Annotated in this window: 15 protein-coding genes; 5 read left to right on the top strand and 10 right to left on the bottom strand. The window is 52.6% G+C overall.

The annotated features are described in order from the left end of the window. Positions 1–706: 706 nt before the first annotated feature. A complete protein-coding gene (locus ACLQ3M_RS14865; RefSeq protein WP_411678478.1) occupies positions 707–1411 on the bottom strand; it encodes a hypothetical protein in 705 nt (234 codons plus the stop codon). Positions 1412–2228: 817 nt separating this feature from the next. Between ACLQ3M_RS14865 and ACLQ3M_RS14860 the strand changes: the two genes are divergently transcribed. From ACLQ3M_RS14860 to rbr, 3 genes are all read left to right on the top strand, one after another. Continuing rightward, entirely contained in the window at positions 2229–3008 is a 780-nt protein-coding gene (locus ACLQ3M_RS14860) for an alpha/beta fold hydrolase (protein ID WP_411678477.1), read from the top strand. Next, positions 3005–3238, top strand: coding sequence for a hypothetical protein (locus ACLQ3M_RS14855; RefSeq protein WP_411678476.1), 234 nt, complete (start codon positions 3005–3007; stop codon positions 3236–3238). Before ACLQ3M_RS14860 ends, ACLQ3M_RS14855 begins: the two co-directional genes overlap by 4 nt. Before the next feature lie 93 nt (positions 3239–3331). After that, positions 3332–3871 (top strand): rubrerythrin, encoded by a 540-nt coding sequence (rbr, locus tag ACLQ3M_RS14850; RefSeq protein WP_411678475.1) that lies wholly within the window; start codon positions 3332–3334, stop codon positions 3869–3871. Between the two features lie 179 nt (positions 3872–4050). Here rbr and ACLQ3M_RS14845 read toward each other — a convergent pair whose 3' ends face one another. Both ACLQ3M_RS14845 and ACLQ3M_RS14840 read right to left on the bottom strand, forming a co-directional pair. After that, a complete protein-coding gene (locus tag ACLQ3M_RS14845; RefSeq protein ID WP_411678474.1) occupies positions 4051–4737 on the bottom strand; it encodes a DUF6179 domain-containing protein in 687 nt (228 codons plus the stop codon). Continuing rightward, the gene (locus tag ACLQ3M_RS14840) at positions 4727–5209 is read right to left on the bottom strand and encodes a DUF6323 family protein (RefSeq protein ID WP_411678473.1); all 483 of its coding nucleotides are present in this window, start codon (positions 5207–5209) and stop codon (positions 4727–4729) included. Before ACLQ3M_RS14840 ends, ACLQ3M_RS14845 begins: the two co-directional genes overlap by 11 nt. A 354-nt stretch (positions 5210–5563) precedes the next feature. Here ACLQ3M_RS14840 and ACLQ3M_RS14835 point away from each other — a divergent pair, with 354 nt between their 5' ends. Continuing rightward, the gene (locus ACLQ3M_RS14835) at positions 5564–6427 is read left to right on the top strand and encodes a hypothetical protein (RefSeq protein WP_411678471.1); all 864 of its coding nucleotides are present in this window, start codon (positions 5564–5566) and stop codon (positions 6425–6427) included. A gap of 71 nt (positions 6428–6498) precedes the next feature. Here the strand turns inward: ACLQ3M_RS14835 and ACLQ3M_RS14830 are convergent, their stop codons facing one another. The 5 genes from ACLQ3M_RS14830 to ACLQ3M_RS14810 all read right to left on the bottom strand — a co-directional run bounded on the left by ACLQ3M_RS14830 (position 6499) and on the right by ACLQ3M_RS14810 (position 12058). Continuing rightward, positions 6499–6861 (bottom strand): VOC family protein, encoded by a 363-nt coding sequence (locus tag ACLQ3M_RS14830; protein ID WP_411678470.1) that lies wholly within the window; start codon positions 6859–6861, stop codon positions 6499–6501. A gap of 304 nt (positions 6862–7165) precedes the next feature. Continuing rightward, positions 7166–8647 carry a DUF4340 domain-containing protein gene (locus ACLQ3M_RS14825; protein ID WP_411678469.1) on the bottom strand — a complete coding sequence of 494 codons (1482 nt, stop codon included), beginning with the start codon at positions 8645–8647 and terminating at the stop codon, positions 7166–7168. Positions 8648–8649: 2 nt separating this feature from the next. Next, positions 8650–10368, bottom strand: coding sequence for a Gldg family protein (locus ACLQ3M_RS14820; protein ID WP_411678468.1), 1719 nt, complete (start codon positions 10366–10368; stop codon positions 8650–8652). 14 nt (positions 10369–10382) lie between these two features. After that, positions 10383–11090 (bottom strand): ABC transporter permease, encoded by a 708-nt coding sequence (locus tag ACLQ3M_RS14815; protein WP_411678467.1) that lies wholly within the window; start codon positions 11088–11090, stop codon positions 10383–10385. Then, positions 11087–12058, bottom strand: coding sequence for an ABC transporter ATP-binding protein (locus tag ACLQ3M_RS14810; protein ID WP_411678466.1), 972 nt, complete (start codon positions 12056–12058; stop codon positions 11087–11089). The genes ACLQ3M_RS14815 and ACLQ3M_RS14810 overlap by 4 nt, the downstream gene beginning before the upstream one ends. Before the next feature lie 261 nt (positions 12059–12319). Between ACLQ3M_RS14810 and ACLQ3M_RS14805 the strand changes: the two genes are divergently transcribed. Next, a complete protein-coding gene (locus tag ACLQ3M_RS14805) occupies positions 12320–13594 on the top strand; it encodes a DUF1015 domain-containing protein (RefSeq protein WP_411678465.1) in 1275 nt (424 codons plus the stop codon). A gap of 28 nt (positions 13595–13622) precedes the next feature. Here the strand turns inward: ACLQ3M_RS14805 and ACLQ3M_RS14800 are convergent, their stop codons facing one another. Then, entirely contained in the window at positions 13623–13952 is a 330-nt protein-coding gene (locus ACLQ3M_RS14800; protein ID WP_411678464.1) for a hypothetical protein, read from the bottom strand. A gap of 208 nt (positions 13953–14160) precedes the next feature. Further along, complete coding sequence (locus tag ACLQ3M_RS14795) at positions 14161–14706, bottom strand: NUDIX hydrolase (RefSeq protein WP_411678463.1); 546 nt, start codon at positions 14704–14706, stop codon at positions 14161–14163. Positions 14707–15114: the final 408 nt, after the last annotated feature.

Here is a 15114-nt window from a genome sequence, read left to right as displayed (position 1 = left end):
CAAACGAAAGTAGGCAAAGGTTGAGTAGGGGGGACTTCAAACTCCCATAGAGAAAGCTCCAACCGTCCCCCCTACACCCCCGACTACCGTCATACAACACGGAACTGTTCTTAAAAACACAGTGCTTTTCATTGACGTTCCCATTCTTTCCCTACGTGCTCATTATGGAAGCACACAGGAAATTGAAAGTTATTAAAGTTAACTTTTCCAAAGATGAGCGAGATTGGAATATCGACGGCTTGAGTCAAGGCATGCCAATGATTACAGTATTCCTAAATATAGAACAGTGGCTTTCTCTCCGGAGCCCCCGTCGTCAATGAGAAGCAGAATGCTTTAAGAACATTGCCTTTCCCCTTGACAGGTGCCGGGGGGCGTCGGGAGGGGAGGCCATCTGGCCCTTACTCGCCTACGGCGTCCACGGCTGAAGAATCGTGTTTGGCTTTGCTTTCTCACGTCGCTCTTCATACCGACACTTTGGATGCAGCGTCACGCTGCTCCCCCCTAATCAACCTTTGCCTACTTTCGTTTGAGGACGAAAGTAGGGGCCTGTCCGGCCTGAGGACAGTGTAAAAATAAGAAGAAATTATGTGGTTAAGGGGCACTTTGCCCCAAGAAGAATGAGAAGAATAAATATAGAAGGATTAAGGCCGCGCAGCACGAACGGGCCGGACGTCCCTACCCTCTTTTATGAATGTATGAAAGAATTTCAGGAAGACGAGGACGTTTGATGATCAAGCGGAATGTTAAGGGTTAATATATATTGCTCGTCACTCTGAAGATCGGTTCGTTCGTAAGTCAGTCTGTTTCCTGTTCCATCGAAAGAAATCGGACGATAACCATATTTTGGACTGGGAGGAACGATCTTTGTTTTCTGCTTCGTCTCGGCGTTATAGCACATGAGCTCGCAAGAGCCCGACAGCTCGGTCTCCAATACAGGCGTTACCGATTCGTCTACGTCTTCATAAATGACGCGATTTTGGTTTGTAGCCCAGACCATTGCGGTGTTTCCAAACTCGTAGCACCTTTTTTGAGTGGATACGTCAATGACATAGGTCCCATGCATCACGCAGCATCCTTCATTCACAGAGAGATAGGCATCGTCATAGGACCATTCCGGTGAATAGAGATTTACAGACCCGGTCAGATCATTGTCCTTAATGATCGTTTTCCGGCCCGTTTGAGTCGATATGACGGCGAAAGACTCCTGTTCGTCCTTTGAATAAATAACAGCGATTTCCTTTGAATTGTGAGAGCAGACATAGTCCTTTACTTCCTTGTCGTTCCTCAGCGAAGTAAGAATTGCGTCCAGATCGACGGATTTCTCTGCGGGGACGGACAAATGAGAGCAGCCGGTGAAGAATAAGGGAACGCCAAACCCGATTAACATGAGAAACAGACTAAGCTTTTTCATATGTTACCTCCGTCACTTGATTCCACACAAGTCGTTCCGATTGTATGCCGCACCCAGTCAACATGGCCGCCTCCGTTAAAAACTGATTTAAGGCAGAATCATTCGTATGCCATGCAGGGTCGGGGATTATTACCATTTTGAAGCCCTCCGCGGTTTCCAACATATTACAGTTTACACCAACGCGCACATAAAGGAAACAGGAATTTTCCTCCCTCTGTGATATGCCCGTCGGTATCACCCTATCATGGCCGAAGCGCGTGTTTTATCTCTATACTTAGTGTGCAAAATCGTGTAGAATGGTGTAAACGAAAAATGCATCCATCCGTTCCCAATCATAACGCAGTGGCTTTCACTCCGGAGCCCCCGTCGTCAATGAGAAGCACGACGCTTTAAGAACATCGCTTTTCCCTTTGACAGGTGCCGGGGGTGTAGGGGGGAGGCCATCCGGCCCTTACTCGCCTACGGCGTCCACGGCTGAAGAATCGTGTTTGGCTTTGCTTTCTCTCGCCGCTCCTCATACCGCCACTTTGGATGCAGCGTCACGCTGCTCCCCCCTACTCAACCTTTGCCTACTTTCGTTTGATTACGAAAGTAGGGGCCCGTCCGGCCTGAGGACAAGGTAAATCAATAGAAATAATTAGGGTTAAGGGGCAATCAGCCCCAAATAAGAATTAGATTTCTTCGCTGCGGCTGCAAAAGCCGCTTTGCGTCCCCGCCCGGACTGAGGACAAAGAGAAAATCAGAAAAAATTAAGGTTAAGGGGCGCCTTGCCCCAAGACTAAATAAAGTTTTAATATCCAGAAGGAGGGCCTTGCAGATGAAATTCAAGGAATTGGGACAACCGGAGCATCCGGTTGTCATCCTGCTCCACGGCGGCGGACTTTCGTGGTGGTCGGTCGAAGGCGCGGCCCGTCTGCTCACGGACGAATACCGCGTCGTCATGCCGATCATCGACGGGCACGGCGAAGACGGCGGCACGGATTTTCTCAGCATAAGGGATTCCGCCGAAAAGCTGATCCGATTCATCGACCGCGCCTGCGGCGGCCGCGTGTTCGCTTTGTGCGGACTGTCGCTCGGCGGGCAGATCGCGGCGGAGGCGCTCGCCGAGCGCAGGGACATCGCCGATTTCGCCGTACTGGAAAGCGTGCTGGTCCAGCCCGGCCACGACCGGGGCGGAACCGTTCCGGAACTCCTGATCCGGCTTTCGTACGGGCTGATCCGCTTCCGTTTCTTCGCCAAACTTCAGGCAAAAGCGCTTTCCCTGCCCGACGAGCTGTTTGAACCGTACTTCCGCGACACACAAGAATTGACCCTGAATTCCCTGATTCACATCCTGAAAAGCAACGGAGATTTCCATCTCCCGATCTCCCTGAAGGACACCGGAGCGAGGGTGCTGATTCTGGTCGGCTCCGGGGAATCCGCGGAGATGAAGCTTTCGGCGGGCCTGTTGAAAAAAGAGATTCCCGGCAGCCGCCTGATCATTTCGAAAGGCATGCGCCACGGGGAACTCAGCATCGCGCACTGCGGGGAATACGTTCGCCTGCTGCGGCAGTGGTTTTCCGAGCCGCCGGATGAAGAAGGAGGTTCCTCCACATGAAATCCAAGTGGCTGTTCCTCGTCCTCTTCGTGATCAGCTTCTGTTCCCTCTTGATTTCTCTCTCACTGTTCTGGAACCAGGGGATCTTTGCGGATGAGTACAACCTCAGCCCGGAGCTTATCTGCGGCGGGGGCTTCTGGAACGGCATGGATTGGCTTCGCCTGGTATTTCTGTTTCTCCTTTGCCTGCTCTCCGGATATGGAACGGTCAGCAAAAGAAAAAATAATTAATAATAATTCCTATTATTGTATTGACTTCCGCGCATCCTGTGCTATAATAACATCACAGAAAGAAATCAGATACGGCTAAAGGAGGAAATTAACATGGAATTAAAGGGAAGCAAAACGGAACAAAATCTGATGGACGCATTCGCGGGTGAATCGAAGGCAAGAAACAAGTACACCTACTATGCATCGCAGGCGAAAAAGGAAGGCTACGAGCAAATCGCCTCTATTTTTGAGGAAACGGCAAACAATGAAAAAGAGCATGCGAAGCTCTGGTTTAAATATCTTTCCGGCGGCGGAATCAAGACCACCGCGGAAAATCTTCTGGACGCGGCTGCCGGGGAACACTATGAGTGGACCGATATGTATGAAAACATGGCGAAAACCGCCGAAGAGGAAGGATTCAAAGAGATTGCCGCAACCATGCGCCTGGTGGCCGGCATTGAAAAGACCCATGAGGAACGCTACGCGAAGCTGACCGGCAACGTAAAAGACAACCTTGTGTTCCAGTGCGGGGAAGAGACCGTTTGGGTCTGCCGCAACTGCGGTTACGTCTATGTCGGGAAAACCGCGCCGAAGGTTTGCCCTGCCTGCAAACATCCGCAGTCGTTCTTTGAGCGCAAAGCGAATAATTACTAATTGTAAAATATATCTAATATATTACAAAACGGAAAGCATTTTTACATGCTTTCCGTTTTTTCATTACATGATAATTGTGTTTCCAGTTTCCGTATTGAAATGCGGAACGGCCGATGCTGGACTTTTGCTAACCCGCATCGTTCCCACACGGATACCGGCGCAAAACTGTTTATCGCAAACTAAACCGCGTCCTCCGGCAGACGGTACGGCTTCGGCGCGCCTTCCCGCTCCAGGATCAGCTCCGGGATATTGACGATCAGTTCCCGGTAATCAAGGTGACAGCTCCGCCCATGCAGCAGCAGGACGGCCCGGATATAATTTTTTTTATATCGCGTGCAAAACCGGTTTTCACGAAGAAGCTCTTCCATGTAGTTTTTCATATACAGAATACCGCCGCGGCTCTGATCGTCATTCAGCAGGGGATAGTCCGGGAATCCGGTCAGCGCTCCGTTTTCATGCGCGGCGTATTCCGGGTCGTAGGTTTTGAAAAAACCCGGAATCGCCCCGTCCAGCGTTTCGTTGTACGCGATCAGGTCGGTGGGAATTCTTGTGTTCAGCACCTGACGGTAGAGAAGCTTCAAATCCTCCGTCATGCTCTTGACCCGCTCGGCTCCCCGGCGAAACAATTCCGCCGCCGGAATTTCACGCAGCGCGGCGGCGGGGTCCGGCCTTGCGGAAAGCTCGACGGAAACGCAGTACAGCATGGATTCCAGAACCTTTTCGGCGGTTTCCGATAAAACGGAGCTGCTTTCCCCGGCGGTGTACCGCCCAAGCTGCTCCGAAAGCGCCCACAGCATTTCTTTTTGGAACCTCTTCGATTCCTCCGCGCTCAGCCCGGCGCGGGCCGGGACGGATTCATTCATCATCCGGTTCCTCCCCGTCTTCGTTTTCCCCGTCCTCCGCGCCGAACAGCAAAATCCCGCGCAGCCGCTCGATTTCACGTCCCCGGAACATTTCCAGCGAGCCGCGGTAACGGTATTCAAAGCAGTCAAACAAAAAGTCGATTAGGTCGTCGTCCGAAAAGCGGTCCTCAGTCTCGTTTTTCAGCTGAAAAAACGCTTCGAGCAGTTCGTGCAGCGCCGGGGCGTAATCATATTGGTACAAATAGCGGGACCGGCTGAACGTCCGGATGATTTTTTCAATCACGGGGGCGCCGAATTCCACGCGCCCGCTCGCCTCCAGCGCGATCCGCCGCGTTTCGGCCAGCGCCAGCGCGTCCTCCTGCGTCAATTCCAATCCATACTCCTGCGTTTCCTCGTTCAGCGCAAGCAGTTCACGCGCCGTATCGGCATCGGCCAGCGCGGACGGCTTCAGCAGGGACGAAAGCTGAAAATCCACAATTATTTCCCCTTTTTTTAAAAAAGTATTGACAATCCGTTTGATTTGTGTTATGGTATATATGTAGTAGTTTAATAAAATGCTGTTTTTATGTGTCCTTACAGTATAACATCAGCCGGCGTCCCTGTCAAGGGAGCCGGCTTTTTATTGTTGCAACCTGAAAACTCCCGGCTGTGCCGGGAGTCCAAAAAAACTTTCGCGATGAGCAGCCGGTAAAGCAGGGCTTTGCCGAGCACTAATTATGAACAATTTGTAAATATTTGAAAAGAATTATGAAAATTTGATGAAATTGTCCGATAAGGAAATATAGAGGCGAATGCCAAAACTTTCATCGAATGGATTGGAGCCTGAATCATGATTATTTCACACGACATCAGCAGTCTTTTTACCCCTTACCTGCAGCCCGGGCAAAGCTGGAGCACGATGACGGCCCAGCAAAAACAAGAGGTCATGGACCGAATACCAACCGCGAAAAACACGGTAAAGCCGACCGTTGCAAAAGTGGAGGTGCAGCACAGCGACGGGCTGTACGGAGCGGGAGGAAACGGATATATCAGTTATAACGATTACATTGCGCTTGACCTTTCAGACGCTTACCTGTGGCTTGGCTACAAAGAAAACGACGCGGAAACCCTAAAAAGCGCCGTGCTTGCTTTGCAGCAGCGGGAACAGCTTGCGCAGGATTCTTCCCATTCAGCCGAATTCCAAAGAAAAAACAAGGAATGTATAAGAGTTATTCGCGCCTATATTACAGACCAAGCGAACAGCCTCTCAACAGCCCTAACTAATCCAACACTGCTGCTAACAAAAGGATCCGGCTACACGCAGCAAAAAGCAAACCGGTGGACTTATCAGGCGCTGACCAAAATTTATTCCGCCGTTACCCCGGAAGAGCTCGGCCTGCAGGGAATTTCCGATATGACCGGCAGCCAGATGATAGACGCGCTGAATCAATTTGAAAGCACCATCAGCGGCGTCATGGACCAAATTTCTTCAATGTTCACCGGGAAAAGCGGAGGAGAAAAAATGGATCCCTGGTCGATACAATCGTATGACGATCCTGAGCAGATGTTTGATCATATTATTAATATATTCGGCAGCAGATACGGTCTTGATCCAAACGACAATCCCTATTTTGCCGGTGAATTTACCACCGACCTTGTCGACCCGCCGGAGTGGATGCTGCATATGTTCGACTGTTTGGATGAAACTGTATAGCAGCCCTTCGGTGTGAAAACGCCCAAAGAATTTTTTTCCAGGCCGGCGTCCCTGTCAGGGGAGCCGGCTTTTTATTTTAGGGAACAGGTAAGCTCAACCTGATTTCCCTCGCTGTCCAGAAATTCCAGAACCTGATTGTTTCCGATCACCGTCAGGGGAAACACGATTTCAGAATTCAGCTCTTCCAGTCTTTGCAACGCCGAATCCATCCTGTTCACCGCCAGACTGGGCAAACAGCTGTTTCCCCACTGATGGGGTTCCATCCTCTTTTCATGGGCGAACAACCCGTAGCGAAAGCCGTCGATGCCAAACACACTGTAAACCGGATCTTTTTTCGTAACCTTTTGCCCCAGCAGGGTTTCATAAAAACGGATTGCCCGTTCCATATCCTTTACGCAGACATAAAGTGAAGACAGATGAAATGATAAACTCACGACAAAACCTCCAGAATTTGATTGAAAGAACCGCCCGGCGCTTCACGTCCGTGCCTCCGCGACCGCCTCGCCCGAATCCGCCTGCCATTTGATTTTGTTCCACGGGAAACACCCGTTTGCCGCGGCAAACGCGCAGCCGATCACGACTGGCAGCAGACGGCCTTTTTTGAAACCACATTCTTTTCCTTACGGATTCTGTTTCTGATTGCAGCACCGGACCGGCGGCTTTTCAAGCGTACACAGCAAAAGGGGCGGCATGCCTGAAATGGCGAGTCGCCCCTTACTTTGTATTTGTTCTTGTCCGTCAGGACACCGCCTTGCCGCTTTCCAGCGCGGTAATTCCGGTCGTGACCGAATCCATGTCGTCCTGCGTGACAATGCCGAACACCTGGCCGTTCACAACGGCTGTGTAACGGCGGTCGCCGCTTTTGTAAAACTCAAAGGTATCCGCCGCCGCGCCGTCATAATACTGGAACTTAACGGTCAGAACCGGCTGCCCGGAGGGTTTCCCCTCCGCGTTTTCAAGAATATTGATGTTTACGAGTCTTACAAAGAAGTTGCGGAAGTTTGTATCATAATCGAGCGCTTTTCCGCCGTTGCCCGTCACCTTGTAATTGTAATAGGCCTTGTCTTCGGTGGACTGCTTTTCGTCCTTGGTTCTTGCAACGTTCAGCACATTTTCGCCCGACCCCGCGTCAACCGTGATGGATTTGACCGACTCAATATTCGCGCCCACAAGCTGTTTGTCGCGCAGATCAAACAGGTTCCCCAGCGCCCACGACTGAATGCTGGTTGAAGCGACCTTATAGATCACGTTGACCCCGCCGAGCATCACATAGCAGTCGGCCCCGTCCTTGGCGCCGGCGGTAAGGGTATAATCGGCGCCGTTGACCGTGTACTTCGCCACCGCCGTCGGGTTGTCGAACCCGTATTTTTTCAGCGCGTCCGCGTCCGGGTTGACCGCTTCCACCGAATCCGCCGTCAGGGTGGCAAGGTCGGTTTTCAGACTGTCAAGCTTGCTCGAATCCGCCGTGTAGTTGGCCGGGGAAGAGATTTTCAGGCTGGTTTTATATACCGAAAACGTGATCGGCTTCGGATAGTTTGATCCGCTCAGAGTGATTTTTGTAAAGTTGTTCTCACTCGCCCCCGACGCCGACGACGCTGCGGTATTATTAATAGCCAGAATATTGGTGCTGACAAAATAAGTCGGGCTTTCCAGCAGCCCCTGGTCGACCGAGACGATATAGACATTGTCTGAATCCAGCCCGCACATATAATAGGAGGCGGAATCCGTCGCGGAGGCGCGGCCGATTTTATAATCATAGCTGCTGCCGTCCCTGAACTGAACCTTGACGGTCGCCTGCGGATTTTTCAGGCCGTATTCCTCCAGATCGCTGACGGTGCCCAGATTCTTGCTGGCAACCAAACTGAACCCGTTTTTTACGACGGATTCCGTAGAGGAGGTGTTGATCGGGCAGCCGCCGAGCTCTTTCACGGTATAAGTCGGTTCGGTCCCGCTTGACGCTGCTGAGGAGGAGCCGGAGGAAGCCTGAGAAGAAGCCGCCGGGGTTTTCACCGGGACCAGCGTATAGCTGCCCTTTTGATTCACCACGTTCATGGAAACAACATCTTCGCTCTTTTTTGAAACCAGCTCAATGCTGGCCGAGGAGGAGACGGACGAGGAGGCCGCCTGATCGTTGCCGGTCAGTTTCAGCGTCAGCAGCGCTCCGCCGAGAACGGCGATGCACACCGCAACAATAATCAAGTTCCTGATGTTGCTCCTCATTCTTACAGATGCCTCCTCTTATTGTATACCAAGATTCCGAGAACCGCGACGATCAGCGGGATCAGGAGAATGAACACGCCGAGGCCGAGGAACGTGCTGACCTGAGACGTCATCGTGATATCCGTCGCGTTCAGCGGCTGTGTGGAAAGCTGTACCTCGCTTGAGGAATCGGCCGTTCCGGTCGCGTATTTCGCAAGGTCCACCATATAGGTTCCGTTGCCGAACGCGCTGGAATTGATGACTCCGTCCGTAAACAGCAAGGAACTTCCGATCGCGATCACGTTGGCGTTGTAGTCCTTATCCCCGTTTTTCACCGTTTCCTGCGAAAGGGCGGCGGTGTTGCTGGCCTGCTTCGGCAGATTGTCCGTCGATTTGGTGCTGTTGTCCACCAGGTAGCAGGAATCGGAGCTTTTCGCGAGCGAATAGGTGTGTTTGTCACCCTTGGTTTCAAACAGAAGCTTGATCGGGCTGGCCTGCGGCGTGACGAAATAGCCGTAATCCGGCGCGCTGCCGTCGCTGGTCTTTTTAATCTGCAGATTGCTCTGAATATCGGAGAGAATATCCGAAGGATTGTTTGAAATAAATTTCGACTGGTCCGATTCCACAACGACCGCCTGCGGCACCTGAATGCCCCACTCTTCCATAAAGGTGGCGAGCTTCGGCATGGACGCCTGGCTCGGCGAGAATGTCACCATCAGCGAACGGTCGCCCGCAAGAGTCTTGCTGCCGAGGAAATCGGAAAGCTTTTTAATCTCGGCGTCCGTGTAGTCGCGGGTCGGCAGGCCGAGGACGATCATCTGTGTGTTGTCCGGAATCGCGTCCGTCAGAAGATTAAAACTCTTGGTTTCAAAGCTGTTGTTGTTCAGCAGCTTTTGGTAGCCGGTCATGTCCTGCTGTTCGGCGTGGCCGGTGTCGAACGCCACAGTCGGCAGCTTTTCGGAGGTAACCGCGTTCAGCGCGGAAACCAGAGCGCCCTCCACGTTCGAATACACCTGAGAGGAGGAATAATCCTGAGAGTACTGGATGTTGAACAGATCGGAATACGTCAGCACGCGGTGCCGCTTGTCGGTCTTGACGACCACGTCGCCGGCGGTCAGGCTGTCGCTCTGGTATTCGGCAGCAAAGGTCGGGTTCTTGTCAAGATCGATGTACTGCACCTGAATTTTCGGGTTGCGCTCCGCCATTTTCGCGAGGAGACTGCCTACCTGGCTGTATTTCAGCCCCTGGTCCGCGTAAATCTGGTCGCCTTCCACCTGCTGTTTGGTCGCACAGACAGTGATGGTTGTCGCAAGGCTCACCTTGTCGACCACTTTCATGCCTTCGGAAGAAAGGGAGTTCGAACCCGTCTTCGTCAAATCCAGATTGACGGACGGAAAACGTTCGCCGACGATTCCGACCAGAAGGTTCACCAGAACCACCACGACGATAAAGCCCGCGGTGAACGCGGTTGAAATCGAACCGTGGCGGAATTTGCTGCTTTTGAAAAACTCGGAATGATCTTTTTTGGGCTTGTTCCCGCCCTTTTTCTCTTTTTCGGTCTTTTGGGAATCCTCTTTTTTCTCTTCCGGCTCCGGATTCTGCCCGGCGTCCAGGGTATCCGTTTCGGCGGGGGACTCCTGCTGATTTTCAGCCTCGGCCTGTTGCGTCCCGGCGGCCTTTTCTTCGGGGATTTCTTCCTCCGGAACGGCTGCGCCGGTGCGCGGGTCTTTTTCCTGATTCATTTCATTCATCCCCCTTAGCCCCATCTCTTGCTTTCCAGCTTGCGCGCGGTCAGGAAAACAAAGACCGCCACAACGCTGAGAAAGAACACGATACTGGAAAGATTAAAAATCCCCTTGGTAAACGGCTGGTACCTTGTGTCAAACGAAATCCAGGAAAGCAGGCTGGAAAAGAACGTGTTCGTAACCAGGCCGCTCATCTGGTTGATGACCAGAAGCAGGATTGAAACGCCGAACGTCGCGATCGCCGCGACAATCTGGCTCTGCGTCAGGGAAGAAATAAAAACCCCGATGGATACCATGGCCGCGCCGTACAGAAGCGAACCGAACACGGTCCCGAACACGGTTCCCCACCCAAGGGAGGAGGAAAAGAACGAGATGATCACAACCGGAATCAGGCTCAGGACCATCGTGATGGCAAAAACGAGAAACGCCGCCAGAAACTTGCCGAACACAATGGAGCCGACCCCGACCGGAGCGGTCAGAAGCCCCTGGTCCGTGTGGTTTTTCATTTCGTCGCTGAAGCTGCGCATCGTCAGAATCGGCAGGAACATCATGCTCCAGATGAACATGGTGCCGTAAACCTCCGGCACATAGGAGGATGAGCCGATTCGGATCACCTGATAGAAATAATAACCGAACAGAAGCAGGACGACCCCTACGAAAACATAACCGATGGGGGAAAGAAAATAGGATTTCAGTTCCTTTTTTGCAATCGCGTTCACTGTGCGTCCCCGCCTTTCGTCAGATTATCCTGTAAATAAGCCGAGCCGGTCAGACGGAGGAACACGTCCTCCAGCGACAGGTCCGAGCTTGTCATGGAAAGAACCGGCCAGTTCCGTTTCGACGCGAGCGAGAACAAGGGCCTGCGAAGATCTTCGCCTTCCGTCACCGAGATTTCGTATTCCCACACGCCCGGTTCCTTTTCGCCGAAGTTCCGCACGCCCTGCACAAATCTCAGGCCGCGCAGGGCCTTTTCGACTTCCTCCGCGGCGCCTTCCATCCGTACCGAAAGGTGGTGTTCCGCAGACATGCTGTGTTCCAGCTCGAACGGGGTTCCGTCCGCGACCAGACTGCCCCGGTTCACGACCAGAATGCGGTCCGCGACCGCCTGAATTTCCGGCAGGATATGCGAGCTTAAAATGACGGTGTGATTTTTTCCGAGACCTTTAATCAGGTTTCTGACCTCGATGATCTGCTTGGGGTCGAGGCCGACGGTCGGCTCGTCCAGTATTAAGACAGGAGGGTTCCCAATGAGAGCCTGGGCAAGGCCGACGCGCTGCCGGTAGCCTTTCGACAGGTTGCCGATCAGCCGGCGGCTGACGTCCAGTATTTTTACCAGAGCGCAGATTTCACGGATGTGCTTTTCACGCGGCAGCGTCACTTTCTTCAGTTCATAGACAAAGTTCAGGTATTCCTTTACCGTCATGTCCATGTAAAGCGGCGGCAACTCCGGCAGGTAGCCGATCATGCGCTTCGCCTCGTTCGGCTGGTCCAGCGTGTCGAATCCGCCGACCTTGACGGAACCGGAACTGGCGGAAAGATACCCGGTGATGATATTCATGGTCGTCGACTTTCCGGCGCCGTTCGGTCCCAGAAAACCGATGATGGTATTCTCCCCGACGGTAAAACTGATGTTGTTCAGGGCAACGTTCTCCCCGTACCGTTTGGTGAGGTTTTTAACCTCAATCATTTTTGTCCCTCCTGTTGCATCATATCAAGCGTACTGTTTCATTCTAGCAATATCAAATTAGAAAAATGTAAACATTTTTTAAATTATTCCGAATTATTTTATAAACATTCCGGCTTTGACATCAAATCAGCGTTCCGGTATAATAAGAACATCCGTAAGGCCGGTTTGCGCCCGCTCCGCCCGGGGCCGGCCGACGCTCCCCGCGCCGGGGCGCTTCCCTGTTTTTTAAACCGCACCGAATAAAAGGAGAATCGAATCATTATGGCTGAAATCAAACCCTTTCGCGCACTTCGTTTCACGGACAAAGCGGGAGACATCCCGACCCTGACCTGCCCCCCCTACGACATCATCAGCGAGGAGGAACGCCGGGCGCTGCTTCTGGAAAACCCCTGCAACGTCATCCGGCTCGAACTGCCGAGGGAAGGGGAAAATCCTTACGCCGAAGCGGGACGGACCCTGAAAAGCTGGCTGGACGGCGGGATTCTTCGCAGGGACACCGACCCGGGGCTGTACCTTTACGAAGAGGAATTCACGGCGTACGGGCAGACGAAAAAGGTAAAAGGATTGATCTGCCTTGTGAAGCTGGAGGAATTTTCGAAAGGAATCATCCTTCCGCACGAGGAAACCCTTTCCAAGGCGAAAGAGGACCGTTTTCACCTGATGAACGCGACCGGCTGCAATTTCAGCCAGATTTACTCGCTTTACAACGACGAAAGCCACATCACCCGCAGCCGGATCGACGCGCTTTCCTCCGGGGAGCCGCGCTATGAGTTCCGCGACGGCAGCGGCGTGACCCACCGGATGTGGCTGGTCAACGACCCCGTCGCCATCCGGGCAATCGGCGAGGACTTCGAAAGCCGCAGGCTCTATATTGCGGACGGGCATCACCGCTATGAAACCGCGCTGAACTACCGCAACAGCCTGCGCGAGCAGGGAAAAGCGACGGGCGGGGAAGACTACGTGATGATGATGCTGGTCGACATGGAAAACGACGGGCTGGTCGTGTTCCCGACTCACCGCATGGTCCGCGGCCTGCCGGAATTCAGCGGCGAAAAGCTGATGAAAGCCTGCGAATCCTATTTTGAAGTCACCGTACATTCGGCGGTCGGTGAAATCTCAGCGAATCTTGACGCGCTGTACCGGCAGGGGAAAAAGGCTTTTGCCTGCTACTGCGGCGGGGAAGAGTGGACTCTTCTGGTTCTGAAGGACGAAGCCGTCATGGCGCAGCTGCTGCCGGAGAAAAGCGAAGCGTACCGCGGACTGGACGTTTCCGTGCTTCATTCGCTGATTTTGGAGCGCCTGCTCGGCATCGACCGGGAAAACATGGCAAACCAGAAGAATCTGGTCTACACCCGCTCGATGGAGGAAGCCATCGCTTCCGTGCAAACCGGGGAAAGCCAGTGCGCGTTCCTTTTAAACCCGACCCGCGTGCAGGAAATCCGCGACGTTGCCGCGGCGGGGGAGAAGATGCCCCAGAAATCCACCTATTTTTACCCGAAGCTGATCACCGGCCTTGTCATGAATCAAATCGACTGAAAAAAGCGGCGGGTTCCCCTCCGCGCTTTCATATCACACTGTTTGCGATTTGAAAGCATACCAAGGCGATCAGGATCACGATCGTCGGAATCCTGACTTTCCGATTGACAAACGGAACCATTCTGCCGTGTTTTATTTTCATATAAAGCGCGATTACGGCATAAATAGCGGTAAATCCTAAAAATGGAATCGCGACGGAAAGCAGCATGGCCAGGGACCACGGCTCGCCCTTGAAAAACAGGAAAAACCCGCTGATCACGGACGAACACAAACCGACAAAAGGCTGAAAAGACGCATAGTACGCGACCGACCGAATCAGGTCATCGTCGTGCGTCTTTTTTTCTTGCAAAGGATCCATCCGTACTCCTCCTCAAAAATCGAATCAAGGGGACCGGACCGGCAGGCCCGTTCAAGCGCATGGCGGGAAATTTTCAACCGCTTCAGGAAAAAATGTTGAATACTTTTTAAAACCGCAGGAAAAGACGAGGAAAACCTTTCCCCGTCTTTTTTCTTGTCGCCCGTTCTAAAACTATTTGTAATAATCATCTTAATAATAGCAAATAGTATTATAACTTTTTCTCTCTGACGAGCCGGGCCGCTTTTAAAATAAGGGCCTGTGTTTTCGCGTCCACGATTTCGCCGGTCATGACCATTTGTTCCGCCTGCTCCAGCGAAATTTTCTCGACCTCCAGAAACTCGCCCTCGTCCAGGTCAAGCTCCCCGCAGGATTCCACGCGGCAGGCGTAAAGGTAAATGATTTCGTTCGTATAGCCGGGGGACGGGTACAGCCTGCCCAGGTCGAGGTAATTTTTTCCGGTTGTTCCGGTCTCCTCGCGCTGTTCGCGCTTCGCGGCTTTAAACGGATCTTCGCCCTCTTCCAATTTGCCGGCCGGGGCCTCCAGCACAACTTCATGGTATGGGTACCGGTACTGGCGGACGAACAGCATTTCGTTCTGCTCCGTCAGGACCGCGACGCTGACGCCGCCCCGGTGGTCGACGCATTCCCGCTTAACGATCCGCCCGTTGATCAGCTCCGCCTGATCGACGTGTAAATCCAGAATTTTACCGCGGTAAAGATAATCTTGTTCCAGTGTTTTTTCCGTCAGTTCCATGTTGTACCAGCTTTACAAATAGTATTTTTTTATAGTAATATAACTGAATATGACCAAAGCAATCGAATTTTCGCGCTGAGCCCATTTTTCTTTGGGGCAAAGTGTCTCTTAACCCAAATTATTTCTTATTTTCAGTTTGTGCTCAGGCCGCACGGGGACGCAAAGCGTCTATCGCGCTACACGGCCTTAATCCTTCTATTTTATTCTTCTTAATTCTTCTTGGGGCCAAGTGCCCCTTAACCCAAAATATTTCTATTTATTTACCTTGCACTCAGGCCGTGCGGGCCCATACTTTCGGTCCCGTACGAAAGTATGCAAAGTACGGGTCGGGGGGGACTTCAAACTCCCGTAGGGAGGGCTCCAACCGTCCCCCCCGACGCCCCCCGGGACCTGTCAAGGGGAAAAGCG

Origin of the sequence: Caproicibacter sp. (assembly GCF_046707225.1) — a bacterium.
GTDB lineage: Bacteria > Bacillota > Clostridia > Oscillospirales > Acutalibacteraceae > Caproicibacter.
This window is presented reverse-complemented; position numbering and strand designations above follow the sequence as displayed.